Here is a 24,542-nt window from a genome sequence, read left to right as displayed (position 1 = left end):
ACGCAATGTCGGTTTTTTTGCAACTGATCGACTCAGATCGTCAGCGTCCAGTCATAGTCCACGATCAGTGGCGCATGCTGGGAGAAGCGTGGCTGACGTGGCAGGCGCGCGCTTCGCACGAAGCGGCGCAGGCCCGGGGTCAGCAGCTGGTAGTCGAAACGCCAGCCCAGGTTGAGCATCTCCGCCTGTTCGTTGTCCGGCCACCAGCTGTACTGGTCGCCTTCACGGCTGACTTCGCGCAGGGCATCGACATAGCCCATGTCGCCGACGACGGTGTCCATCCAGGCCCGTTCAGGCGCCAGGAAGCCCGGCGACTGCTGGCCGTCGCGCCAGTTCTTGACGTCGAGCTTCTGCTGCGCCACGTACAACGAGCCGCAATAGATGTATTCGCGACGCTTGCGCCGCTGCTTGTCCAGGTACTTGGCGAAGTCGTCCATCAACTTGAACTTCTGGTTCAAGTCTTCGTCGCCGTTCATTCCCGAAGGCAGCAGCAGGGTGGCGATGCTTACCTTGTCGAAATCGGCCTGCAGGTAACGTCCGTAGCGGTCGGCTGTCTCGAAGCCCAGGCCGCTGATGACTGCCTTGGGCTGCAACCGCGAATAAAGTGCCACGCCGCCTTGGGCGGGAACTTCTGCGTCGCAGGCATAAAGGAAGTAGCCATCGAGCTGGAAAGCTGGGTCGTCGAGTTCAAAGGCCGAGGCGCGGGTATCCTGAAGGCAGATGACGTCGGCATTCTGGGCTTGCAGCCAGCTGAGCAAACCACGCTCGACTGCAGCCTGAATGCCATTTACGTTCACACTGATGATCCGCATAAATGGCCCCAAAAATCTCGTGCGTGTATGATACCCGAGCTGTACTCAATTAGCTAAATCCGTGGTATCCGGGACTCTTCATGCAGCCGTATCAGCGCGACTTCATTCGTTTTGCCATCGACCGCGGGGTTCTGCGCTTCGGTGAATTCACCCTCAAGTCGGGCCGCACCAGCCCGTATTTCTTCAATGCCGGCCTGTTCAACAGCGGTTCGGCCCTGGCCCAGCTCGGACGTTTCTATGCGGCGGCGATCGTCGACAGCAAGATTCCGTTCGATGTGCTGTTCGGCCCGGCCTACAAGGGTATCCCCCTGGCAGCCGCCACGGCGGTAGCCCTGGCCGAGCACCATCAGCTCGACCTGCCCTGGTGCTTCAACCGCAAGGAAGCCAAGGCCCACGGTGAGGGCGGCAGCCTGGTTGGCGCGCCGCTGACGGGCGACGTACTGATCATCGACGACGTGATCACCGCCGGTACCGCGATCCGCGAAGTCATGCAGATCATCCAGGGCCAGCAGGCCAAGGCTGCAGGCGTGCTGATCGCGCTGAACCGCCAGGAGCGCGGCAACGGCGAGCTGTCGGCGATCCAGGAAGTGGAGCGTGACTTCGGTATTCCGGTGGTGAGCATCGTCTCGCTGACCCAGGTACTGGAGTTCCTCGCCGACGACCCGGCGCTCAAGCAGCACCTGCCGGCCGTCGAGGCCTATCGGGCCCAGTACGGGATCTGAGGCAAATGAAAAAGGCGACCGCAAGGTCGCCTTTTTTGTTTCAGGGCAGCAATCGCCGGCTCTGCCGGCTCCCACAGGTTGTGCATGCACCATTACGTGTGGGAGCTGGCAGCGCCAGCGATGGAAGGCAACGCCTTCCCGAACGACTTAACGCTGCTTGCTGTTGGTGATCAGGGTGCCCACACCGCTGTCGGTGAAGATTTCCAGCAGCACTGCGTTAGGCACCCGGCCATCGATGATGTGCGAGCTGTTGACGCCACCTTGCACCGCTTCCAGGGCGCAGCGGATCTTCGGCAGCATGCCGCCGTAGATGGTGCCGTCGGCGATCAGTTCGTTGACCTGCTCGGTGGTCAGGCCGGTGAGCACGGTGCCTTGCTTGTCCATCAGGCCGGCGATGTTGGTCAGCAGCATCAGCTTTTCGGCTTTCAGCGCTTCGGCCACCTTGCCGGCCACCAGGTCGGCGTTGATGTTGTACGACTCGCCGTTGGCACCGACGCCGATCGGCGCGATCACCGGAATGAAGTCACCTTTGACCAGCATGTTCAGCAGGTCGGTGTTGACGCTGGTGACTTCACCGACATGGCCGATATCGATGATTTCCGGGGTGGTCATCTCCGGGGTCTGGCGGGTGACGGTGAGCTTCTTCGCGCGAATCAGCTCGGCGTCCTTGCCGGTCAGGCCGATGGCGCTGCCGCCATGACGGTTGATCAGGTTGACGATGTCCTTGTTCACCTGGCCGCCGAGGACCATCTCGACCACGTCCATGGTCTGCGCGTCGGTCACGCGCATGCCATCGATGAAGTGGCTTTCGATCGACAGGCGCTTGAGCAGGTCACCGATCTGCGGACCGCCGCCGTGTACGACCACCGGGTTGATGCCGACCGCTTTCATCAGCACCACGTCACGGGCAAAGCCGGTTTTGAGCTCTTCGCTCTCCATCGCGTTGCCGCCGTATTTGATCACCAGGGTCTTGCCGACAAAGCGGCGGATGTAAGGCAGCGCTTCGGACAAAACCTGGGCGACATGGGTGGCGGCATCGCGATCGAGGGTCATGCAGGGCTCCAGTTGGAACAGATAGTCGGTCAGAACGTTGGTTGCAGGTCAGGGGCTACGCGCGACAGTTGTGCGCGGAAAACCTCTTTGATTCGCTGCAGTTCGGCGTCGGTGTCGGCCTCGAAGCGCAGTACCAGCACCGGCGTGGTGTTGGAGGCGCGTACCAGGCCCCAGCCGTGGGGATAGTCGACCCGCACACCGTCAATGGTGGTCAGGTTGGCCGCTTGGCCCCAGTCGGCGTCGCGTTGCAGTGCATCAATGATGCTGAATTTACCCTCGTCGGTCACATCAATGTTGATTTCCGGCGTGGAAATATCGTTCGGGAACGCGGCGAACAGCTGTTCGGCATCGGTCTTGGCCTTGCTGAGGATCTCCAGCAGGCGTGCGGCGCTATAGATGCCGTCGTCGAAACCATACCAGCGTTCCTTGATGAAGATGTGTCCGCTCATCTCGCCGGCCAGCAGGGCGCCGGTTTGCTTCATCTTCTTCTTGATCAACGAATGACCGGTCTTCCACATTAGCGCGCGGCCACCCTGTTGCTCGATCAGCGGGGTCAGGCGGCGAGTGCATTTGACGTCGAAGATGATCTCGGCGCCGGGGTTACGCGCCAGCACGTCCTGGGCGAACAGCATCAGCAGGCGGTCGGGGTAGACGATGTTGCCGGTGTTGGTGACTACGCCGACGCGGTCGCCATCGCCGTCGAAGGCCAGGCCCAGGTCGGCGCCGGTTTCCTTGACCTTGGCGATCAGGTCTTCCAGGTTTTCCGGCTTGCCCGGATCCGGGTGATGGTTGGGGAAGTTGCCGTCGACTTCGCAGAACAATGGGATCATTTCGCAGCCCAGGGCTTCGATCAGTTGCGGGGCAATCACGCCGGCCGCACCGTTACCGCAGTCCACGACGACCTTGAGTTTCTTCGCCAGCTTGATGTCGCCGGTGATCTGCTGGAAATAGCGATCGAGGATTTCGACGTTCTCGACGCTGCCTTCGCCGCGGCTCAGGTCGTTGGTTTTCAGGCGGGTCAACAGGGCCTGGATCTGTTCGTTGGCCAGGGTGTCGCCGGCGATGACGATCTTGAAGCCGTTGTAGTCCGGCGGGTTGTGGCTGCCGGTGAGCATGACCCCGGACTTGCCGGCCAGGACGTTGGCGGCGTAGTACAGGGCCGGGGTCGGCACCAGGCCGACATCGCTGACCCGGCAGCCGGCTTCGACCAGGCCTTTGATCAGTTGCTCGACCAGCATCGGGCCGGACAGGCGTCCGTCACGACCGACCGAAATGTTCGGTTCGCCCTGGGCGAGGGTCTGGGCGCCGATGGCGCGACCGATCCAGTAGGCGGTCTCGGCGGTCAGGGTTTTACCGAGCACGCCACGAATGTCGTAGGCGCGAAAAATACTGTCGGGAAGTGCGGGTACCAGGTGTGCCATGTCGTTCATCTCTGGGGAACTCCAATATCGAGGGCGTGCAGGGCAGGCTCAAACTGAACGCTTTGACGGTCATATCGCCAGAGAGTTCGCCATCCTTGGCGTACTGTGGGCAATCGTGGGATCAGTGACTGCCGGAATGACCGAAGCCGCCAGCGCCGCGCTGGCTTTCGTCGAAGGTTTCGACGATGTCGAAATGGGCCTGCACCACGGGCACCAGGACCAGTTGTGCAATGCGCTCGCCAATGGCGATGGTGAACGGGGTCTGGCCGCGGTTCCAGCAAGAAACCATCAGCTCGCCCTGGTAGTCGGAGTCGATCAGGCCGACCAGGTTGCCCAGCACGATGCCGTGCTTGTGGCCCAGGCCCGAGCGCGGCAGGATCAGCGCCGCCAGGCCCGGGTCACCGATGTACACCGACAGGCCGGTAGGGATCAGCAGGGTCTGGCCCGGCTCAAGAACCGTGTCCTGCTTGAGCATGGCGCGCAGGTCGAGGCCGGCCGAACCCGGGGTGGCGTACTGCGGCAGCGGGAAGTCGCTGCCGATGCGTGGATCGAGAATCTTGGCTTGTAGAGCGTGCATGCAGAGTTAAACCTGGTTGAGACGTTCAGCGATGAAAGCGACCAGCTGACGGGCGATCTTGCCCTTGCTGGTCTGTGCGAAGAGTGTTTCGTGGAGCTGGCGATCGATCACGCTGCAGGCGTTCTCCTCGCTGTTGAAGCCGATGCTGGGGTTGGCCACATCGTTGGCGACAATCAGGTCGAGGTTCTTGTCCTTGAGTTTGCGCGCGGCGTAGTCGAGCAGGTGTTCGGTCTCGGCGGCGAAGCCGACGCTGAACGGGCGGTCGGGACGGGTGGCGATGGTGGCGAGAATGTCCGGGTTGCGGACCATCTGCAGCAGCAGGCCGTCACCTGTCGTAGGGTCTTTCTTGAGTTTCTGTGGTGCGATCACTTCCGGGCGGTAGTCGGCGACCGCAGCGGAGGCGATGAAAATGTCGCAGGGCATGGCCGCTTCACAGGCCGCCAGCATGTCGCGGGCGCTGACTACGTCGATGCGCGAGACCCGATCGGGCGTGGGCAGGTGCACGGGGCCTGTGATCAGGGTGACCTTGGCGCCGGCTTCGACGGCAGCTTCAGCCAGGGCGAAGCCCATTTTCCCGGAGCTATGGTTGGTGATGTAGCGCACCGGGTCGATGTTTTCCTGGGTCGGCCCGGCCGTGATGACGATGTGCTTGCCGGTCAGCGATTCACGTTTGAAGCACTCGGCGGCGCACCAGGCCAGGTCGTTGGCTTCGAGCATGCGGCCCAGGCCTACATCGCCGCAGGCCTGGCTGCCGGAGGCCGGGCCGAAGACCTGGATGTCGCGGCTTTGCAGCAGCTCCAGGTTGGCCTGGGTGGCCGGGTCGCGCCACATGGCCTGGTTCATGGCCGGTGCGACGGCCACGGTGGCGTCGGTGGCCAGCACCAGGGTGGTCAGCAGGTCATCGGCCACACCCTGGGCCATGCGCGCCAGCAGGTCGGCGGTGGCCGGGGCGATCAGCACCAGGTCGGCCCACTTCGCCAGTTCGATATGGCCCATCGCCGCTTCGGCAGCAGGGTCCAATAGGTCCATGTGCACCGGGTGGCCGGACAGGGCCTGCAGGGTCAGCGGCGTGATGAATTCGGCGCCGCCGCGGGTCATGACGACACGCACTTGCGCGCCGTGTTCCAGGAGTCGGCGAACCAGTTCGGCACTTTTGTAGGCGGCGATGCCGCCGCCGACGCCGAGAACGATGCGCTTACGATACAGCCGCTGCATAGGCTTGCCTTTTGCTCAGTGATTGTACGCGGCGACGACGCCTCCCCAGGCCGGATCGTCGCGTAAAAAAGAGCGGGTAATGTAGCACAGGGCTGAAACACAGGAGCAGTAACCGATAGACAGAGGGATGGGTCATGAGTATCAGGGACTGGCCCGCGGCGGAACGGCCGCGGGAAAAACTGCTGGAGCGTGGGGCGGGTAGCCTGTCAGATGCAGAGTTGCTGGCGGTTTTTTTACGCACGGGTGTGGCGGGTAAGAGCGCTGTCGATCTGGCGAGGCATCTGTTGAAGCAGTTTGGCGGATTGCGTCATTTGCTGGAGGCCGATCAGGCCACGTTTCAGCGTGAGGTCGGGCTGGGGCCTGCGAAATACACCCAGTTGCAGGCCGTGATGGAAATTGGCAGGCGACACCTGGAGCAAACCATCGCTCGCGACTCGGTGCTGCAAAGCCCTGACGCGGTACGTCGTTACCTCAAATCCAAGCTGCGACATGAGCGCAGCGAAGTATTCGGGTGTCTGTTTCTCGACACCAAACACCGTCCATTGGGTTTTGAGGTGCTGTTTCGTGGCTCGATCGACAGTGCCAGTGTCTTTCCCCGGGAAGTGATCAAGCGTGCCCTGGCGCACAACGCTGCCGCTTTGATTCTCTGCCATAACCACCCATCAGGCGTCAGCGAGCCCAGCAATGCCGACCAGGTGCTGACGCAGCGCCTCAAGACTGCGCTGGGGCTGGTCGATGTCAGGGTGCTTGACCACTTCATCGTCGGTGACGGCGAGCCGTTGTCGATGGCCGAGTGGGGGTGGTTCGCGTCGTGATTTGGCCTGTCGCGGGGCAAGCCCGCTCCCACAGGTCTGCACTGTATCTGTGGGAGCGGGCTTGCCCCGCGATGAATCAGCGCGAGATCTTCACTGTAGCGAAGTCCTGCCGTCCAAACGGGCTCACCTGATACCCCTCAACATCCGTGCGCAGCAGCGCTGCGGCGGTCGGGTGCGCCAGCGGCAACCACAGCGCCTGTTGCTGGATCAGCCCCTGGGCCTGCTGGTACAGGCGGCTGCGCACGCTCTGGTCGGTGGTGGTCTTGCCGGCGCTGATCAGTTGGTCGAGGCGCTGGTCGCAATAGCGGGCGAAGTTGGTCCCGGATTTGACGGCCGCACAGGCGAACTGCGGGCTGAGGAAGTTATCCGGGTCGCCGTTGTCGCCCGCCCAGCCCATGAACAGCAGGTCATGCTCGCCGGCCTTGGCACGACGAATCAGCTCGCCCCATTCGATCACGCGGATTTCGGCCTTGATCCCGATCTTGGCCAGGTCAGCCTGCAGCAGCTGTGCGCCCAGGCTCGGGTTGGGGTTGAGCAGGCTGCCTTGCGGGCGGGTCCAGATAGTGGTGCTGAAACCGTCCTTGAGGCCGGCCTTGTCCAGCAGGCTGCGGGCCTTGTCGAGGTTGACCGGGTAACCGGGCAGGTCCTTGGCATAGCTCCAGGTATTGGGCGGGTAGGGGCCATTGGCGGCAATCGCGGTGCCTTCGAACACGGCCTTGAGGTAGCTGTCCTTGTCGAATGCCAGGTTGATGGCCTGGCGCACTTCTGCCTTGTCCAGCGGTGGGTGCTGGCTGTTGATGGCCAGGAACGCGGTCATGAAGGCTTCGGTCTTCTCCACCTTCAAGGCCGGGTCCTCGCTGGCCGCGGCGATATCCAGCGGCTTGGGCGACAGGGCGATCTGGCATTCATTGCGCTTGAGCTTCTGCAGGCGCACGTTGGCATCGGGGGTGATGGCGAAGACCAGCGGGTCGACCGCCGGCTTGCCGGCGAAGTAATCCGGGTTGGCCCGATAGCGGATGACTGCGTCCTTCTGGAAGCGGTTGAACACGAACGGGCCGGTGCCGATCGGCTGGCTGTTGAGCTTCTCCGGGGTACCGGCCTTGAGCAACTGGTCGGCGTACTCGGCCGAATAGATCGAGGCGAAGCCCATGCTCAGGGTCGGCAGGAAGGTGGCGTCGGCATGATCGAGGGTAAAGCGCACGGTCAGCGGGTCCACGGCCTCGATCTGCTTGATCAGGCTCGGCAACTGCAGGGACTGGGCGTGGGGGTAGCCGCTCTGGGCGATCTTGTGCCAGGAATGGGCGGGGTAGAGCATGCGCTGGAAGCTGAACAGCACATCGTCGGCGCCCAGGGTACGGCCGGGTTTGAAGTAGCCGGTACTATGGAACTTCACCTCGGGGCGCAGCTTGAACTCATAGATCAGCCCGTCGGGCGACACTGTCCAGCTTTCGGCCAGGCTCGGCACCACTTTGCCCTGGGTGGCATCGAACTCGACCAGGCGATTCATCAGCACGTCTGCCGAGGCGTTGGTGGTGGTCAGCGAGTTGTACTGAACCACGTCGAAGCCTTCGGGGCTGGCCTCGGTGCACACACTCAGTGCCCCAGCCTGGGCGAACACCGGGCTGAGCAGGGTGGCGAACAACAGGGGTAGAGCGGCAGCGCGCATGGGAATTCCTTGGCTGATCGATGGCCCATCTGCCAGTGCAGTCTGGAAATGTCCTACCCTAGTGTGCCGGGCCTTAAATGGCCAACTCCTTTTTTCGCATTTGTGCGACGAGCGGTCGACGGCAGGCCAGCCCTGTCGGTATGCTGCTCCGGCGCGCCAGCTGGCACGACAACACACATCTTCTGTTGTTGTGCTCTGGTCTTTCTGGTATAAAGCAGCGCTCTTTTCTAGGGGCTCGGTTTGTCGCGTTGGTGATCTGACCGATAAGACCCTGAAGAAACACGGCGCCTGGCGCCAAAGACTGAGAGATTAAGCGGCCAACCCATGCCGGGTTGGGCATGTGGTTTTAGAGGGCTGAGGCATGTCGAGAGTCTGTCAAGTTACCGGTAAGGGTCCGGTAACCGGGAACAACATTTCCCACGCAAACAACAAAACCCGTCGTCGTTTCCTGCCGAACCTGCAGCATCATCGCTTCTGGGTCGAGTCCGAGAAGCGTTTCGTGCGTCTGCGCGTATCTGCCAAAGGCATGCGCATCATCGACAAGCGCGGCATCGATGCCGTTCTGGTCGACATTCGCCGTAACGGCGCCAAGGTCTAAGGGAGAGAATCATGCGTGAATTGATCCGTCTGGTGTCGACCGCTAATACCGGCCACTTCTACACCACCGACAAGAACAAGCGCACCACTCCGGACAAAATCGAAATCAAAAAATTCGATCCGGTTGTTCGCAAGCACGTGATCTACAAGGAAGCCAAGATCAAGTAATTGATCCGGCTGACGAAAAAAGGGCCCGTATCTCAGGATACGGGCCTTTTTTTATGGCCTAACTGTGGGAGCGGGCTTGCCCCGCGATGCGATGTGACTGACAGAGCGCTATCGCGGGGCGAGCCCGCTCCTACCAGTTGCTGTTCAGGCGGCTTTTTGCTCGAACATCACGTAGATCTTGCGGCACGGCTCCAGCACTTCCCAGGTGCCCTTGAAGCCCGCCGGGATCACGAAGCGATCGCCTGCGCGCAGGGTCTTCGCCCCGCCGTCCTCATCGCGCAGCACCGAAACACCCTGCACGATCTCGCAATACTCGTGTTCAGTGTAATTGACGGTCCATTGGCCCACTTCGCCTACCCAGACGCCGGCGGCGAACTGCCCGCAGGGGCTTGCGTAGTGGTTGTAGACGGCCTGGTCCGGTTCGCCCTTGAGGATCTTTTCAGCGGCCGGGCGGTAGCGTTCGGCCTCGGTCAGGACCTGGGCGAAGTCGACAATCTGATCAATGCGCATGGCTTTTTCTCTTGCTTGTTTAATAAAATGAACATCAGTAGGCGTTTGGCCTGATTATGTCAAATATATTGATAATTGGGTCCCCTGTGGTTTAGGGTGGCAGGTGCCTGCGCGTATCGCTCGCCCAGCCAGAATTTTTGACAGTGCCCGTGGGACCTCGTACGGCACTGCACCTTAACAAGAGGAGGAGTTTCGTATGACCACCCTGACTCGTGCGGATTGGGAACAGCGTGCCCAACAATTGAAGATCGAAGGCCGCGCTTTCATCAATGGTGAATACACCGCCGCCGTTTCCGGCGCGACGTTCGAATGCCTCAGCCCGGTCGATGGCCGCCTGCTGGCGCACATCGCCAGCTGTGACCTCGCCGACGCCCAGCGTGCCGTGGAAAATGCCCGCGCCACCTTCGCCTCCGGCGTCTGGTCGCGCCTGCCCCCGGCCAAACGCAAAGCCACCATGATCCGCTTTGCCGCGCTGCTCAATCAGCATGTCGAGGAACTGGCGCTGCTGGAAACTCTGGACATGGGCAAGCCGATCGGCGATTCGCTGAGCATCGACGTGCCAGGTGCCGCCCAGGCGCTGCGCTGGAACGGTGAAGCGATCGACAAGGTCTACGACGAGGTCGCCGCCACCCCGCACGACCAGCTGGGTCTGGTGACCCGCGAGCCGGTGGGCGTGGTTGCCGCCATCGTACCGTGGAACTTCCCGCTGCTGATGGCCTGCTGGAAGCTCGGCCCGGCCCTGGCCACCGGTAACTCGGTAGTGCTCAAGCCTTCGGAAAAATCGCCACTGACTGCCATCCGTATCGCCCAACTGGCGATTGAAGCCGGTATCCCGAAGGGTGTGCTGAACGTGCTGCCAGGCTATGGCCATACCGTCGGCAAGGCCCTGGCCCTGCACATGGATGTCGACACCCTGGTGTTCACCGGTTCGACCAAGATCGCCAAGCAACTGATGGTCTATGCGGGCGAATCGAACATGAAGCGTGTCTGGCTAGAAGCCGGCGGCAAGAGCCCGAACATCGTCTTCGCCGACGCACCGGACCTGAACGCGGCAGCCGAAGCCGCTGCCAGCGCCATCGCCTTCAACCAGGGCGAAGTCTGCACCGCAGGTTCGCGCCTGCTGGTCGAGCGTTCGATCAAGGACAAGTTCCTGCCGCTGGTACTCGAAGCCCTCAAGGCCTGGAAGCCCGGCAATCCGCTGGATCCGGCCACCACCGTGGGCGCGCTGGTCGACACCCAGCAGATGAACACCGTGCTGTCCTACATCGAAGCCGGTCACAGTGACGGTGCCAAGCTGCTGGTGGGCGGCAAGCGGACCCTGGAAGAAACCGGCGGCACCTATGTCGAGCCGACCATCTTCGACGGCGTTACCAACGCCATGAAGATTGCCCAGGAAGAGATTTTCGGCCCGGTGCTGTCGGTGATCACCTTCGACACCGCCGAAGAAGCCATCAACATTGCCAACGACACGCCGTACGGCCTGGCCGCCGGTGTGTGGACCGCCGACATCTCCAAGGCGCACCTGACCGCCAAGGCCCTGCGTGCCGGTAGTGTCTGGGTCAACCAGTACGACGGCGGCGACATGACCGCACCGTTCGGTGGCTTCAAGCAGTCGGGCAACGGCCGTGACAAGTCGCTGCATGCGCTGGACAAGTACACCGAGCTGAAGGCGACCTGGATCAAGCTGTAACCGCTACTGCGCGATCCTGATCACAGCCGGACCCTGCTCGATGCGGGTCCGGCTGTGTTGTTTCTGCAGATCCACGACAGCCTGGGAGGCTGCAATGCGTTGGGGAACCTATTTCGCCGTGCTGACGGCGGTGCTCAGTGTCGGCCTGGCGCTGGGGGTGAGCATGCCGCTGGTGTCCTTGCGCCTGGAAGGCTGGGGCTATGGCAGCTTTGCCATTGGCGTGATGGCGGCGATGCCGGCCATCGGCGTGCTGTTCGGCGCCAGTCTGTCCAGTCGCCTCGCCGCCCGCTTCGGCACGCCGGGGCTGATGCGCCTGTGCCTGTGGGGTGGGGCGCTGTCCATCGGCCTGCTGGCGCTGTTGCCCAGTTACCCGCTGTGGCTGGTGCTGCGCCTGCTGATCGGCATGATCCTGACCATTGTGTTCATCCTCGGCGAGAGCTGGATCAACCAGTTGGTGATCGAGCAGTGGCGTGGTCGGCTGGTGGCCCTGTACGGCAGCAGCTACGCCCTGAGCCAGCTGGCAGGGCCTCTGCTGCTCGGGGTGCTGGGCTCGGAAGATGATTTCGGCTTCTGGGCCGGTGCCGGCCTGCTGCTGTTGGCGCCGCTGGTGCTGCTGGGGCGTGACGGAGCGCCGAGCGCGGAGGCCTGCAGCGTCACGTTCTACGATTTGCTCGGCTTCTGCCGGCGCTTGCCGGTCATCGCCTGGGCCATTGCCCTGTTCGCCGCGTTCGAGGCGATGATCCTGACCCTGTTGCCGGTGTATTGCCTGCAGCAGGGCTTCAGCACTGAAATCGCGCTGTTCATGGTCAGTACCGTGGTGGTCGGCGATGCCTTGTTGCAACTGCCGATCGGTGCCCTGGCCGATCGCATGTCGCGGCGAACCTTGTTCGGCGGTTGCGCGGTGACCTTGCTGCTGTCGAGCCTGGCCATTCCGCTGCTGTTGCAGACCTGGCTGATCTGGCCGCTGTGGGTATTGTTCGGCGCCAGTGCCGGTGGTCTGTTCACCTTGTCGCTGGTGCTGATCGGCGAGCGTTACCGGGATGACGCCCTGGTGCGTGCCAATGCCCATGTGGCGCAGCTCTGGGGCATCGGTTGCCTGCTCGGGCCACTGGCGGCAGGGGCGGGTAGCCAATGGATCAGCGGGCATGCCTTGCCGTTGTTGATGGCGGTCGGTGCCGCTGGCCTGGTGCTGTTGGCGCGGCGGCCCAACGCCTTCGAACCGGCGCCGGTCTAGAGCATCCGCTCCAGGCCCACGGCCTTGCTGATCCAGGCGTTGAAGCGCCGCCACAGGCCGCCGGGTTCGGTGCCCAGGGTGTGCAACTGGTGATTGTCCTCGGTGACCCAGACCAACTTGTCATCGACCAGCCGGACCTGGTAACTCAGGGCCGGCGCCATGCCTTGCACGGCCAGGTCGCGGGTGTACTCGGCAAGTTCGGTGCTGTCGACCAGCACACCGACTTCGGTGTTCCACAGCACCGAGCGCGGGTCGAAGTTGAACGAGCCGATAAAGGTCTTGCGTCGATCGAAAATGATCGCTTTGCTGTGCAGGCTCGAATCCGAGCTGCCGTGCAGGTGCACCATGTGCCTGGAGCTCGGGTCGCCCGGCTGGCGCCGCAGCTCATAGAGGTGCACGCCATGCTCCAGCAGCGCCCGGCGATAGGGTGCGTAGCCTCCGTGCACGGCGGGCACGTCGGTGGCCTCCAGGGAATTGGTCAGCAGCTTGACCGAGACACCGGCGTCGGCGCGGCTGGTCAGGTACAGCAGGCCAGGTGCGCCCGGAACGAAGTAGGCCGAGACCAGGATCAACTCGTGACGCACGCCGTTCATCTCGGGGGCCAGTTGCTGGGTCATCAGCAACTGCGGATCCGGCTCGTCACGGGCCAGGACCTTGCTCGGCGCATCCCACAGGGCCTGGTTGTGGGCCCAGATCAGTTCGTTGCGCCAGATATCCAGGCGAGGACGGGTCTTGTAGCCCATCAGGCGGTCATACAGGGCCTTGTGCTCGACCTCGGCTTTGGCCAGCGAGTCTTCCAGGCGCTGGCGGCTGGCGCGCAGGTCGTCGGCATCGGGCTGGGTCATCAGGAAGTCGCCGATCGGCCGGCTCAGCGCGCTGTTCCAGTACTGGTCGAAGCTGTGCCCCAGTTGCTCGGCCACCGGGCCGACGCCGAGCAGGTCGATGTCGGTGAAGTTCAGGTTGGGCTCGGCATCGAAGTATTCGTCGCCCAGGTTGCGTCCGCCGACAATGGCCATGCTGTTGTCCACCAGCCACAGCTTGTTGTGCATGCGCCGGTGTTGCAGGTTCAGGTTGAACAAACGCCCGACGGCCCGGGTGACCCCGGTGCTGCGGCCCAGGTGCAGTGGGTTGAACACGCGGATGTGGATGTTGGGGTGAGCGGCGAGGGTGGCCATCTTCACGTCGAGGCCATCGCTGGTGGTGTCGTCGAGCAGGATGCGCACGCGTACGCCACGATCGGCGGCCTGCAGCAGTTCGTGGACCAGGGTCCGGGTGCTGAGGCCGTCACGCACGATGTAGTACTGCAGGTCGATGCTCGACTGGGCGTTGCGGATCAGTTCGGCGCGGGCGCGAAAGGCTTCGTTGCTGTTGGGCAGCAGGCGAAAGCCCGAGCGACCGTCATAGGCAGAGGCCTGGCGTTGCACCGAGCGGCCGAAGGCCGAGTCGCTGGCCGGCAGGGCCTGGCTGACCTGGCGCGGCTGGCCGACGCTGGCGCACCCGCTCAGGGCGAACATCAGCGACAGCAAAAACGGCAGCGCGCAGGGGTATCTCAAGGCGATGGGTCCTTCACGACGGAGGCTTATGGATGTTGACCGCGAGTAGCGGCGGAAAGTTACCCGCCGCTGTCGGCCTCGGCCAGTAGACGAATGGCGGCTTCACCCACCTTGCGCACCGCCGCTTCGATCGCAGGGGTAGGGCGCGCAGCGAAATTCATCCGCAGGCAGTTACGGTATTTGCCCGAGGCGGAAAAGATACTGCCCACGGCAATCTGTACACCCTGCCCAAGTAAAGCGCGGTTCAGGCGCAGCGTGTCGAAACTTTCCGGCAGCTCCACCCACAGCATGAAGCCACCTTGCGGCCGGCTGGCGCGCGTGCCCGGCGGGAAGTACCGAGTGACCCAATCGCTCATCTGGTCGCGGCCACGCTGGTACTGGCTGCGCATGCGCCGCACATGGGGCTGGTAGTGGCCGCCTTCGATGAAGTCGGCGATCGCCAGTTGTGGTTGGGTCGCGGTGCAACCGGTGCTGATGTACTTCATGTGCAGCACCCGCTCCAGGTAGCGCCCGGGCGCTACCCAGCCGATGCGCAGGCCCGGGGCCAGGGTCTTGGAGAACGAGCTGCACAGCAGCACCCGGCCGTCTTCGTCGAACGACTTGATGGTGCGTGGCCGTGGGTAGGTGTAGGCCAGGTCGCCATACACATCGTCTTCGAGAATGGCCACATCGAAGCGCTGGGCCAGGGTCAGCAGGGCTTTCTTGCGCGCCTCGGGCATGATGTAGCCCAGGGGGTTATTGCAACTCGGGGTGATCTGGATGAGCTTGATCGGCCATTGTTCCAGTGCCAGTTCAAGGGCCTCCAGGCTGATGCCGGTGAGCGGGTCGGTGGGAATCTCCAGGGCCTTCATGCCCAGGCCCTTGAGGGTCTGCATAGCGCCGTGGAAGCTCGGGGAGTCAACCGCGACGATATCGCCGGGCTGGCACACGGCGCGGATGCTGGTCGAGAGGGCTTCGTGGCAGCCGGTGGTCACCACCAGGTCGGCCGGGTCGATGCTGCAGCCGGAGTCGAGCATCAGCCGGGCGATCTGCTCGCGCAGGGCCAGGGTGCCGGAGATGGTGTCGTAGTAGAGCCCCGGCATGTCCTGGCGTCGGCTCAACTGGGCGAGGCTGCGCAGCAGCGGCTTGAGCGTCGGGCTGTCGACGTCCGGCATGCCGCGTCCCAATTGCACCACATCCTTGTTGGGCACGCTGCGGACAAGCTCGATGACCTGTTCCCACTGGGAGATTTCCACCGGCCGCTGCGCCGGCCGGCTGACAGCGGGCAGGGCCGGGAGGTTGCGGTCAACGGGCACGAAGTAGCCGGATTTCGGGCGTGGCGCAGCTAGGCCGTTGTCTTCGAGCAGGCGATAGGCCTGCTGGACGGTGCTCAGGCTGACCCCGTGTTCCACGCTCAGGGCGCGTACCGACGGCAAGCGGTCGCCCGGCCGGTACAGGCCCTGTTCGATGCGGGCGCCCAGCAGCTCGGCAAGGTTGACGTAGAGACTCATGGCATACTCCCGCGTAGAACTACAGCATCTGACCAGTACAGATACTGAAAAAATACAGCATTCAGTAGGAAAGCTGACAATTCTGTATGGAAATAATACATCGTTTTTGAATCTGTAATGCTTTTCCTCAAGCGCGCATGCTTTTCCCACGGTTATCCAACCCCGGAGGAATCAAGCAATGAGCGGCATGAGCGATGTGCGCCTGCAACTTCACCCTGAAGAACTGAGCCGCGAGCAGCGCTTGAAGCTCTTCAATGCCCCGGTCGGGCTCGGTCGCTGGGGGCTGATGGCGCACCGTTGGCACAGCCGCCGCGCGCTGCTGGAGCTGACACCCGAACAGCTGCGCGATGTCGGCCTGACGCCGGGTCAGGCGCTCGAGGAGGGGCTCAAGCCCTTCTGGCGCTCGTAGGCGCGGCGGTGCGACGACTCGACTTGCCCCGCGATAGCGATCTGTCAGCTACATCGCATCGCGGGGCAAGCCCGCTCCTACACAGGTCAGACCAGCTCCTTGAGGCGATGCCAGAGCATGCCTAGGGCCAGCAGCGGCGAGCGCAGGTGCTTGCCGCCGGGGAAGGTCAGGTGCGGCACCTGGGCGAACAGGTCGAAGCGGCCGGCCTGTTCGCCGCTGATGGCCTCGCCCAGCAGCCGGCCAGCCAGGTGGGTGGCGTTCAGGCCGTGGCCGGCGTAGGCCTGGGCGTAATACACATTGGGTTGCTCGCGCAGGCGACCGATCTGCGGCAAGCGGTTGGCGCCGATACCGATCATGCCGCCCCACTGATAGTCGATGCGCGCGTCCGCCAGCAGCGGAAATACCTTGAGCATCTTCGGGCGCATGTAGCCGGCGATATCTTTCGGGTCGCGACCGGAGTAGTGGCAGGCGCCACCGAACAGCAGCCGGCGGTCGGCCGAGAGACGGAAGTAGTCCACCGTCACGCGCTGGTCGCACACCGCCATGTTCTGCGGCAGCAGTTGCCGGGCCTGGGCTTCGCTCAAGGGCTCGGTGGCGATGATGTAGCTGCCGGCGGGCAGGATCTTGCCGCCCAACTGCGGGTTCAGGTTGTTCAGGTAGGCATTGCAGGCCAGGACCAGGGTGGCGGCGCGCACCGAGCCTTGCGCTGTATGGACCCGCACCTGGGGGCCATAGTCGATGCGGGTGACCGGCGACTGTTCGAACAGCCGCACACCCAGGCGCTCGGCCACAGCCGCTTCGCCAATGGCCAGGTTCAGTGGGTGCAGGTGGCCCGAGCCCATGTCGATCATGCCGCCCACGTAACGGTCGGAGCCGATCACCGAGTGCATCTGCCCAGGCTCCACCAGGCGTAGCTCATGGCGGTAACCCAGGCTGTGCAGTTCTTCGGCGTCCTCGATGAAGCCCTGGTAGTCCCGTGGCTTGTTGGCCAGGTCGCAGTATCCCCAGGTCAGGTCGCAGTCGATGGCATGGCGCTCGATGCGCTGGCGGACAATCTCCACCGCTTCAAGCCCCATCAGCTTCAGCGCGCGCACCCCGCTGTCACCCAGCTGCGGGCGGAACTGCTCCAGGCCGTGGCCTACCCCGCGAATCAGCTGGCCGCCGTTGCGTCCGCTGGCGCCCCAGCCGATCCGCCGGGCCTCCAGCAGCACCACCTTCAGGCCACGTTCGGCCAGTTCGATGGCGGTGTTCAGCCCGGAATAGCCACCGCCGACCACACAGACGTCGCACTGCAGTTCGTCGGCCAACGGCGCATAGTCCGGCTGCGGCGCGCTGCTGGCGGCGTAGTAGGAAGCGGTGTGCGAGACGGGCAGCGGGGCACCGACGGTCATGAAGTCATCCTGGTTCGGGTGTTTGGAAAATTTGACGCAGGATAAGCCGTGCTTTCACGGCTGGGCAACCATGAGGCAAAATTGCCCTTTCCCTGCTTCAGCCAAGGCCGCCATGAGTTGCAACAGCCACAAGATCCGCTTCCTGCGTGAGCAGATCCCGTCCTTCGAATGCGTGCCGGGCTGCCACGATTGCTGCGGGCCGGTGACCACCTCGTCCGAAGAGATGGCCCGCCTGCCGCGCAAGAGCGCTGCCGAGCAGGAAGCCGCCCTGGCCGAGCTCAACTGTGTGCATCTGGGTCCGAACGGCTGCACGGTGTATGAAGAACGGCCGCTGATCTGCCGGCTGTTCGGCACTACCCCGCGCCTGCCTTGCCCCAATGGTCGCGGCCCCGCGGAAATGATCGATCCGCAGGCCGAGAAGCTGGTGCACCAGTACATCGCCAGCACCCGCCAGGTGCTGGTCTGAGCCTCAGTCCGGAATCGGCAGGCTGAGGCTTTCCTTGACCTCTTCCATAACGATGTAGCTCTTCGATTCACGCACGTGCGGCAGCTTGAGCAGGATGTCGCCGAGCAGTTTGCGATAGGAGGCCATCTCCGAAATCCGCGCCTTGACCAGATAGTCGAAGTCACCCGAGACCAGATGGCATTCCAGCACGTGCGGCAGTTTCAGCACGGCGCGGCGGAACTCCTCGAAGGTGTCGCCGGACTTGTAGTCCAGGCTGATTTCGACGAACACCAGCAGGCTGCCCTTGAGGTGCTGCGGGTTGAGCCGGGCGTTGTAGCCCATGATGATCCCTTCGCGCTCCAGGCGCCGGACCCGCTCGGTGCAGGGCGTGGTCGACAGGCCGACCTTCTCGCCCAGTTCGGTGAACGAGATCCGCCCGTCTGCCTGCAGGATCCGCAGGATGTTGCGGTCGATCTTGTCCAGCTCACGCTTGCTTTGATGCTGGGTTCTCATAGTGGATGCCCCTCCGTAAAAGCCAACCTTGCCGAGAATTGTCGCCAAATATAGGCTTTTATATAGTGAAATGCACTGGGCTTACCTTCTTATACTGCGCGCATCTACGCCATTAACAACAAATGTCAGCTGCGTGCTGCGTCGAGGGTAATCAACATGCGAGTTCTGGTACTTGGTAGCGGTGTGATCGGAACCGCCAGTGCCTACTATCTGGCACGGCAGGGTTTTGAAGTCGTCGTGGTCGACCGTCAACCGGCCGTCGCCATGGAAACCAGTTTTGCCAACGCCGGCCAGGTCTCGCCGGGTTATGCCTCGCCCTGGGCTGCACCGGGCGTGCCGCTCAAGGCCATCAAGTGGCTGCTCGAGCGCCACGCGCCCCTGGCCATCAAGGCCACCGCCGACATCGATCAATACCTGTGGATGGCGCAGATGCTGCGTAACTGCACCGCCAGCCGCTATGCCGTGAACAAGGAGCGCATGGTCCGCCTGTCCGAGTACAGTCGCGACTGCCTCGACGAACTGCGCGCCGAAACCGGTATCGCCTACGAAGGCCGCAGCCTGGGCACCACCCAGCTGTTCCGGACCCAGGCGCAGCTGGACAACGCCGCCAAGGACATCGCCGTGCTCGAACAGTCCGGCGTGCCGTACGAACTGCTCGACCGCGAAGGCATCGCCCGCGTCGAACCAGCCCTGGCCAATGTCACCGACATCCTCGCCGGCGCCCTGCGCCTGCCCAACGACCAGACCGGCGACTGCCAGCTGTTCACCACCCGCCTGGCGGAAATGGCGGTCAAGCTGGGCGTCGAGTTCCGTTTTGGCCAGGACATCCAGCGCCTGGACTTCGCGGGCGACCGCATCAACGGTGTGTGGATCGACGGCAAGCTGGAAACCGCCGACCGCTACGTGCTGGCCCTGGGCAGCTACTCGCCGCAGATGCTCAAGCCGCTGGGCATCCGCGCCCCGGTCTACCCGCTCAAGGGTTACTCGCTGACCGTGCCGATCACCGACCCGGCCATGGCCCCGACCTCGACCATTCTCGACGAGACCTACAAGGTCGCGATCACCCGCTTCGACAACCGCATCCGTGTCGGCGGCATGGCCGAGATCGCCGGTTTCGACCTGTCGCTGAACCCGCGTCGGCGCGAAACCCTGGAGATGATCGTCAACGACCTTTATCCTCGCGGCGGCGACCTGAGCCAGGCCAGTTTCTGGACCGGCCTGCGTCCGACTACCCCGGACGGTACCCCGATCGTCGGTGCCACGCCGTTCCGCAACCTGTTCCTCAACACCGGCCACGGTACACTGGGCTGGACCATGGCCTGCGGTTCCGGCCGCTTGCTGGCCGACCTGATGGCGCGTAAAAAGCCGCAGATCAGTGCCGAAGGCCTCGATATCTCTCGTTACGGCAAACAGCAGGAGCCTGCAAAGCATGCCAGTCCAGCGCCAGCTCACCAATGAGCGCATGAGTCAGATCGTTACCCACAACGGCACCGTCTACCTGGCGGGCCAGGTGGGTAACGACATGAACGCCGGGATCGAACAGCAGACCCGTGAAGCCCTGGGCAACATCGAGCGCCTACTGGATCTGGCGGGCACCGACAAGACGCGTCTGTTGTCGGTGACCATCTACCTCAAGGACATCGATGCGCATTTCCAGGGCATGAACGCGGTGTGGGACCAGTGGCTGCCCAAGGGCGTCGCCCCGGCCCGCGCCACGGTCGAGGCCAAGCTCTGCGAGCCGGAAATCCTCGTTGAACTGTCGGTGGTCGCTGCCCTGCCGTAACACGCAATCCCTCACCCGGTGCCGCTTGCGGCCTACCAGCTGCGTTCGGGCGCCGGGCTTTTTACTTCCAACCAGACTGCCCAGAAGGCTGCCGTCATGCGTCCTGCCCGTGCCCTGATCGACCTCCAAGCCCTGCGTCACAACTATCAACTGGCCCGTGAACTGTCCGGCGCCAAAGCCCTGGCCGTGATCAAGGCCGATGCCTATGGTCATGGCGCCGTGCGTTGCGCCCTGGCGCTCGAGCAACAGGCCGATGGTTTTGCCGTGGCCTGCATCGAGGAAGCCCTGGAGTTGCGGGCGGCCGGCATCAAGGCGCCGATCCTGCTGCTCGAAGGCATTTTCGAAGCCAGCGAGCTGGAGCTGATCGTCAAGCACGACCTGTGGTGCGTGGTGCATTCGTTGTGGCAGCTGGAAGCCATCGAACAGACCCGGATGAGCGCGCCGATCACCGTCTGGCTCAAGCTCGACAGCGGCATGCACCGGGTCGGCCTGCACCCCAAGGACTACCAGGCGGCCTATCAGCGCCTGTTGGCCAGCGGCAAGGTGACGCGCATCGTGCTGATGAGCCACTTCGCCCGCGCCGACGAGCTCGACAGCGGTGCCAGCAACGACCAGGTGGCGGTGTTCCAGGCCGCGCGCCAGGGCCTGAGTGCCGAGGTCAGCCTGCGCAACTCGCCGGCCGTGCTCGGCTGGCCGAACATCCCCAGTGATTGGGTACGCCCGGGCATCATGCTCTACGGCGCCACCCCGTTCGAAGTGCCACAGGCCGAGGCGGCGCGCCTGCAGCCGGTGATGACCCTGCAGTCGCGGGTCATCAGCGTGCGCGAACTGCCCGCCGGCGAGCCGGTGGGCTACGGGGCGAAATTCATCAGCCCGCGGCCGACCCGCGTGGGCGTGGTTGCCATGGGTTACGCCGACGGCTACCCGCGCCAGGCACCCACCGGTACCCCGGTGCTGGTGGCCGGCAAGCGCAGCCAGCTGATCGGCCGGGTGTCCATGGACATGCTCTGCATCGACCTGACCGACGTGCCCGAAGCCGGCGTCGGCAGCCCGGTGGAATTGTGGGGCAAGAACGTGCTGGCCAGCGATGTGGCGCTGCAGGCCGGGATGATCCCGTATCAGATTTTCTGCAACCTCAAGCGCGTTCCCCTGGACTATATCGACGAGTGAAACGCCAAAGCGGACAGGCTGCGGGTCGAAGTGTTGTAAATACTGAACGCTGTTGCGATGATACGTTCAATTTCGACCCCACTCGTTCGTTTAGGAGGCGCAAGCTTTGGACGTCGGTGAACGACTGCAAGCCATCCGCAAGCTCAAGGGCCTGTCTCAGCGTGAACTCGCCAAGCGCGCGGGTGTCACCAACAGCACCATCTCGATGATCGAGAAGAACAGCGTCAGCCCTTCGATCAGCTCGCTGCGCAAGGTGCTGGGTGGCATTCCGATGTCCATGGTCGAGTTCTTTTCCGAAGAGCTGCAACCTGAAAACCCCACGCAGATCGTCTACAAGGCCCACGAGCTGATCGACATCTCCGACGGTGCAGTGACCATGAAGCTGGTCGGCAAGGCGCACCCGAGCCGGGCCATCGCCTTTCTCAACGAAGTCTATCCACCGGGCGCCGATACCGGTGAAGAGATGCTCACCCACGATGGCGAAGAAACCGGCATCCTCCTCGAAGGCCGCCTGGAGCTGGTGGTGGGGCTGGAAACTTTTATCCTCGAAGCGGGCGACAGCTACTATTTTGAAAGTACCAAGCCGCACCGCTTCCGCAATCCTTACGATGAGCCAGCCCGGCTGATCAGTGCGGCAACCCCGGCCAACTTCTAAGGTGTTGCGCGCGCGGCGGATTGTCGCGGCTAAGACCCTTTGGACTCTAGGGTTGTTTCGGTAAGGCAGGGTTCCCGTTATACTTGCGCCGCCTGCGAAACCGTGGCCGCGGGCGTGACTAGCCACCATGAGGGTGTACGCGTGAATCTAATCAAGAAAATGCTGGCCGTACCAGCTGCCGTATTGGCCCTTTGGGCAGTCAGCGCACAAGCTGCGACCAACGACGACATCGCCAAGCGGCTGGAACCGGTCGGCCAGGTGTGTGTTCAGGGTCAGGAATGCAAGGGCATGGAAGTGGCTGCCTCCGCCGGTGGTGGCGGTGCCAAGACCCCGGACGAAATCATCGCCAAGCACTGTAACGCCTGCCACGGCAGCGGCCTGCTGGGCGCGCCGAAAATCGGCGACACCGCCGCCTGGAAAGAGCGTGCCGACCACCAGGGTGGTCTGGACGGCATCCTGGCCAAGGCGATCACCGGCATCAACGCCATGCCGCCAAAAGGCACCTGCGCCGACTGCTCGGATGACGACCTCAAGGGCGCCATCAAGAAGATGTCCGGCCTGTAAGCCTGCGCTTTCCCGGCAAAGCCCGCCTTGTGCGGGCTTTGTCGTTTCTGGCACTGGCCAGGGGAGCAAACTCGGGCCATGCTCGGTCGAACCTGCAAGGACGACCAGGAGGCACCGATGACGCAACGCTGCTCGATCGAAATGGCCGTGGACCAGGTGCTGGCGCGGTTGCCGACGCATATTCACATGGGTCTGCCCCTGGGATTGGGCAAGCCCAATGCCTTCGTCAACGCGCTGTACGCACGCATCCGCCAGTTGCCGGAGCGACGTCTGACAATCTACACCGCCCTGAGCCTCGGGCGGCCTGATCTGGGTGACGGTTTGCAGCGACGCTTTCTCGAACCCTTTGTCGAGCGGGTGTTCGCCGATTATGAAGAGCTCGATTACCTGGGCGACCTGCGCAAGGACAGCATGCCGCCCAATATCCGCGTCGAGCAGTTCTTCATGCAGCCCGGCAGCCTGCTGCACAGCAGCATGGCCCAGCAGGACTATGTCAGCAGCAACTACAGCCACGCGGCGCGGGACATCAATGCCAAGGGCCTGAACCTGATCGCCCAACTGGTGGCGCAGGACGCACAGCACCCGGAACTCCTGAGCCTGAGCTGCAACCCGGACATCACCCTCGACCTGCTGCCGATGATCGCTCGGCGCCGGGCGGCGGGCGAGACCATCCTGCTGTTGGGCCAGGTGCATGCCGAACTGCCCTACATGCCGGGCGCCTGCGAGCTGCCCCGGCAGGACTTCGACCTGCTGATCGATACGGTCGAGCAGCGGCGCCTGTTCTCGACGCCGAACATGCCGGTCACCACCCAGGACCACTTCATCGGCCTGCACGCCAGCACCCTGGTGCGCGACGGAGGCACCTTGCAGATCGGTATCGGCGCCATGGGCGATGCGCTGACGGGCGCGTTGCTGGCCCGAGACGCGGATAACCCGGCGTACCAGGCCCTGATGGCCGATATCGACCTGCAGCCCTGGCAGCGCCTGATCGAGCGCGAAGGCGGCACCGCAGCCTTCGACCAGGGCCTGTACGGCTGCAGCGAGATGTTCGTCAACGGCCTGCTGGCGCTGGTCGAGGCGGGCATCGTCCGGCGACCGGTGTACGCCGATGAGCAACGCCAGCAGGCCGCCAACGCCGGCCAGCTGGATGACCAGGGTGTGCTGGTGCATGGCGGTTTCTTCCTCGGGCCCCGTTCGTTCTACCAGCGCCTGCGTGAAATGCCCCTGGCGATGCGCAGGCGCTTTGCCATGAGTGCTATCAGCTACATCAACGAACTGTACGGCCAGGAGCCGCTCAAGCGCCTGCAGCGCCGCGATGCGCGCTTTATCAACACGGCGTTCATCATGACCCTGATGGGCGCCGGCGTGGCTGACCAGCTGGAAGACGGCCGAGTGCTCAGCGGCGTGGGCGGGCAGTACAACTTCGTCACCCAGGGCCACGCCCTGGAGGGCGGCCGCTCGATCCTGCTGCTGCGCAGCTGGCGCGAATCGGGCGGCGAGGTCAGCTCCAATCTGGTCTGGGGCTACGGTCATTGCACCATCCCGCGTCACTTGCGCGATGTGGTGGTGACCGAATACGGCATCGCCGACCTGCGCGGGCAGACCGATGCCGAGGTGATTGCCCGGTTGCTGGCGATCAGTGATTCACGGTTCCAGGCCGAGCTGATGGAACAGGCGAAAAAGGCCGGCAAGCTGGCGCCGGGGTTCGCGCTTGAGGCGCGCTTCAGCGACAACACGCCGCAACGTCTGGAGGCCTTGCGCAAACGTCATGCGCAGTTGTTTGCGGAGTACCCGCTGGGCAGCGACTTCACGGCAGAGGAGCGGGATGTGTTGCGGGCGCTGAACTGGCTCAAGAGCAAGTTCAAGTTGAGCGAGGTGCTGGAGCTGGGCAAGGCGGCGCTCGATGCGCCGGCGCCTGAAGCCTATCCCGCGCAGTTGGCGCGCATGGGGCTGGCGCGGCCGGAAGGGCTCAAGGAGGAGTTGTACCAGCGCTTGTTGCTGGCGGGGTTGCAGGCGACGGTGGTCGCTTGATGGACCTATCGCGGGACAAGCCCGCTCCCACGGGGCTGGTAAAAACCCCTGTGGGAGC

24 protein-coding genes and 1 pseudogene are annotated in these 24,542 nt (G+C 63.5%); 14 read left to right on the top strand and 11 right to left on the bottom strand.

Features of this window, described 5'->3' with window-relative positions:
• Positions 1–32: 32 nt before the first annotated feature.
• On the bottom strand, positions 33–812 hold the full coding sequence (locus M2D63_RS03815; protein WP_028942456.1) for an exodeoxyribonuclease III: 780 nt from the start codon (positions 810–812) through the stop codon (positions 33–35).
• Between the two features lie 80 nt (positions 813–892).
• On the opposite strand from M2D63_RS03815, the gene pyrE reads away from it, so the two are divergent.
• Positions 893–1,534 carry an orotate phosphoribosyltransferase gene (gene pyrE, locus M2D63_RS03810; RefSeq protein ID WP_285861466.1) on the top strand — a complete coding sequence of 214 codons (642 nt, stop codon included), beginning with the start codon at positions 893–895 and terminating at the stop codon, positions 1,532–1,534.
• A gap of 147 nt (positions 1,535–1,681) precedes the next feature.
• On the opposite strand, the gene argB is transcribed toward pyrE, so the two are convergent.
• The 4 genes and pseudogenes from argB to coaBC form a co-directional block, all read right to left on the bottom strand.
• Positions 1,682–2,587, bottom strand: coding sequence for an acetylglutamate kinase (argB, locus tag M2D63_RS03805; protein WP_285861465.1), 906 nt, complete (start codon positions 2,585–2,587; stop codon positions 1,682–1,684).
• A 29-nt stretch (positions 2,588–2,616) separates the two neighbouring features.
• Positions 2,617–3,993: pseudogene (locus tag M2D63_RS03800) on the bottom strand (phosphomannomutase/phosphoglucomutase); the annotation flags it as partial.
• A 136-nt stretch (positions 3,994–4,129) separates the two neighbouring features.
• A complete protein-coding gene (gene dut, locus M2D63_RS03795) occupies positions 4,130–4,585 on the bottom strand; it encodes a dUTP diphosphatase (RefSeq protein ID WP_285861464.1) in 456 nt (151 codons plus the stop codon).
• Positions 4,586–4,591: 6 nt separating this feature from the next.
• Positions 4,592–5,800 carry a bifunctional phosphopantothenoylcysteine decarboxylase/phosphopantothenate--cysteine ligase CoaBC gene (coaBC, locus tag M2D63_RS03790; protein ID WP_285861463.1) on the bottom strand — a complete coding sequence of 403 codons (1,209 nt, stop codon included), beginning with the start codon at positions 5,798–5,800 and terminating at the stop codon, positions 4,592–4,594.
• A 134-nt stretch (positions 5,801–5,934) separates the two neighbouring features.
• Between coaBC and radC the strand changes: the two genes are divergently transcribed.
• Positions 5,935–6,615, top strand: a complete 681-nt coding sequence (radC, locus tag M2D63_RS03785; RefSeq protein WP_285861462.1) for a DNA repair protein RadC — start codon at positions 5,935–5,937, stop codon at positions 6,613–6,615.
• Between the two features lie 76 nt (positions 6,616–6,691).
• On the opposite strand, the gene M2D63_RS03780 is transcribed toward radC, so the two are convergent.
• A complete protein-coding gene (locus M2D63_RS03780) occupies positions 6,692–8,281 on the bottom strand; it encodes an ABC transporter substrate-binding protein (RefSeq protein ID WP_285861461.1) in 1,590 nt (529 codons plus the stop codon).
• Positions 8,282–8,642: 361 nt separating this feature from the next.
• Here M2D63_RS03780 and rpmB point away from each other — a divergent pair, with 361 nt between their 5' ends.
• Entirely contained in the window at positions 8,643–8,879 is a 237-nt protein-coding gene (gene rpmB / locus M2D63_RS03775) for a 50S ribosomal protein L28 (RefSeq protein WP_010225868.1), read from the top strand.
• 11 nt (positions 8,880–8,890) lie between these two features.
• The gene (rpmG, locus tag M2D63_RS03770; RefSeq protein ID WP_010225867.1) at positions 8,891–9,046 is read left to right on the top strand and encodes a 50S ribosomal protein L33; all 156 of its coding nucleotides are present in this window, start codon (positions 8,891–8,893) and stop codon (positions 9,044–9,046) included.
• A gap of 144 nt (positions 9,047–9,190) precedes the next feature.
• Here rpmG and M2D63_RS03765 read toward each other — a convergent pair whose 3' ends face one another.
• Entirely contained in the window at positions 9,191–9,556 is a 366-nt protein-coding gene (locus tag M2D63_RS03765) for a cupin domain-containing protein (protein ID WP_285861460.1), read from the bottom strand.
• Between the two features lie 196 nt (positions 9,557–9,752).
• Between M2D63_RS03765 and M2D63_RS03760 the strand changes: the two genes are divergently transcribed.
• Both M2D63_RS03760 and M2D63_RS03755 read left to right on the top strand, forming a co-directional pair.
• Positions 9,753–11,246, top strand: a complete 1,494-nt coding sequence (locus tag M2D63_RS03760) for an aldehyde dehydrogenase (RefSeq protein WP_285861459.1) — start codon at positions 9,753–9,755, stop codon at positions 11,244–11,246.
• Positions 11,247–11,340: 94 nt separating this feature from the next.
• Complete coding sequence (locus M2D63_RS03755; RefSeq protein WP_285861458.1) at positions 11,341–12,480, top strand: MFS transporter; 1,140 nt, start codon at positions 11,341–11,343, stop codon at positions 12,478–12,480.
• Here M2D63_RS03755 and M2D63_RS03750 read toward each other — a convergent pair.
• Together M2D63_RS03750 and M2D63_RS03745 are read right to left on the bottom strand one after the other, a co-directional pair.
• Entirely contained in the window at positions 12,477–14,033 is a 1,557-nt protein-coding gene (locus tag M2D63_RS03750) for a phospholipase D family protein (protein WP_285861457.1), read from the bottom strand. The genes M2D63_RS03755 and M2D63_RS03750 overlap by 4 nt on opposite strands.
• A 59-nt stretch (positions 14,034–14,092) precedes the next feature.
• Positions 14,093–15,523: a PLP-dependent aminotransferase family protein gene (locus tag M2D63_RS03745; RefSeq protein WP_285861456.1), complete on the bottom strand. Its 1,431-nt coding sequence runs from the start codon at positions 15,521–15,523 to the stop codon at positions 14,093–14,095.
• Between the two features lie 178 nt (positions 15,524–15,701).
• Between M2D63_RS03745 and M2D63_RS03740 the strand changes: the two genes are divergently transcribed.
• Positions 15,702–15,932, top strand: a complete 231-nt coding sequence (locus M2D63_RS03740; RefSeq protein WP_285861455.1) for a DUF1127 domain-containing protein — start codon at positions 15,702–15,704, stop codon at positions 15,930–15,932.
• 86 nt (positions 15,933–16,018) lie between these two features.
• Here the strand turns inward: M2D63_RS03740 and M2D63_RS03735 are convergent, their stop codons facing one another.
• Positions 16,019–17,323 (bottom strand): FAD-binding oxidoreductase, encoded by a 1,305-nt coding sequence (locus M2D63_RS03735; RefSeq protein ID WP_285861454.1) that lies wholly within the window; start codon positions 17,321–17,323, stop codon positions 16,019–16,021.
• Positions 17,324–17,435: 112 nt separating this feature from the next.
• On the opposite strand from M2D63_RS03735, the gene M2D63_RS03730 reads away from it, so the two are divergent.
• On the top strand, positions 17,436–17,789 hold the full coding sequence (locus M2D63_RS03730) for a YkgJ family cysteine cluster protein (protein ID WP_285861453.1): 354 nt from the start codon (positions 17,436–17,438) through the stop codon (positions 17,787–17,789).
• Positions 17,790–17,792: 3 nt separating this feature from the next.
• Here the strand turns inward: M2D63_RS03730 and dadR are convergent, their stop codons facing one another.
• A complete protein-coding gene (gene dadR, locus M2D63_RS03725; protein ID WP_027980766.1) occupies positions 17,793–18,281 on the bottom strand; it encodes a transcriptional regulator DadR in 489 nt (162 codons plus the stop codon).
• Between the two features lie 156 nt (positions 18,282–18,437).
• On the opposite strand from dadR, the gene dadA reads away from it, so the two are divergent.
• The 6 genes from dadA (at position 18,438) to M2D63_RS03695 (ending at position 24,484) form a co-directional block, all read left to right on the top strand.
• On the top strand, positions 18,438–19,739 hold the full coding sequence (dadA, locus tag M2D63_RS03720) for a D-amino acid dehydrogenase (RefSeq protein WP_285861452.1): 1,302 nt from the start codon (positions 18,438–18,440) through the stop codon (positions 19,737–19,739).
• Positions 19,711–20,064 carry a RidA family protein gene (locus M2D63_RS03715; RefSeq protein WP_285861450.1) on the top strand — a complete coding sequence of 118 codons (354 nt, stop codon included), beginning with the start codon at positions 19,711–19,713 and terminating at the stop codon, positions 20,062–20,064. The genes dadA and M2D63_RS03715 overlap by 29 nt, the downstream gene beginning before the upstream one ends.
• Positions 20,065–20,160: 96 nt before the next feature.
• Positions 20,161–21,234, top strand: a complete 1,074-nt coding sequence (alr, locus tag M2D63_RS03710; protein ID WP_285861449.1) for an alanine racemase — start codon at positions 20,161–20,163, stop codon at positions 21,232–21,234.
• Positions 21,235–21,340: 106 nt separating this feature from the next.
• Positions 21,341–21,889: a cupin domain-containing protein gene (locus M2D63_RS03705; protein WP_028942437.1), complete on the top strand. Its 549-nt coding sequence runs from the start codon at positions 21,341–21,343 to the stop codon at positions 21,887–21,889.
• A gap of 141 nt (positions 21,890–22,030) precedes the next feature.
• Positions 22,031–22,453 (top strand): c-type cytochrome, encoded by a 423-nt coding sequence (locus tag M2D63_RS03700; RefSeq protein ID WP_353050858.1) that lies wholly within the window; start codon positions 22,031–22,033, stop codon positions 22,451–22,453.
• A 117-nt stretch (positions 22,454–22,570) separates the two neighbouring features.
• Positions 22,571–24,484 (top strand): acetyl-CoA hydrolase/transferase C-terminal domain-containing protein, encoded by a 1,914-nt coding sequence (locus M2D63_RS03695; protein ID WP_285861448.1) that lies wholly within the window; start codon positions 22,571–22,573, stop codon positions 24,482–24,484.
• The last annotated feature ends 58 nt before the right edge of the window (positions 24,485–24,542 follow it).

The sequence above is a fragment of the Pseudomonas sp. BJa5 genome (assembly GCF_030272875.2).
In the GTDB taxonomy this organism is placed as follows: domain Bacteria; phylum Pseudomonadota; class Gammaproteobacteria; order Pseudomonadales; family Pseudomonadaceae; genus Aquipseudomonas.
The sequence above is the reverse complement of the archived record's forward strand: the minus strand, read 5'-3'. Positions and strand labels throughout refer to the sequence as shown.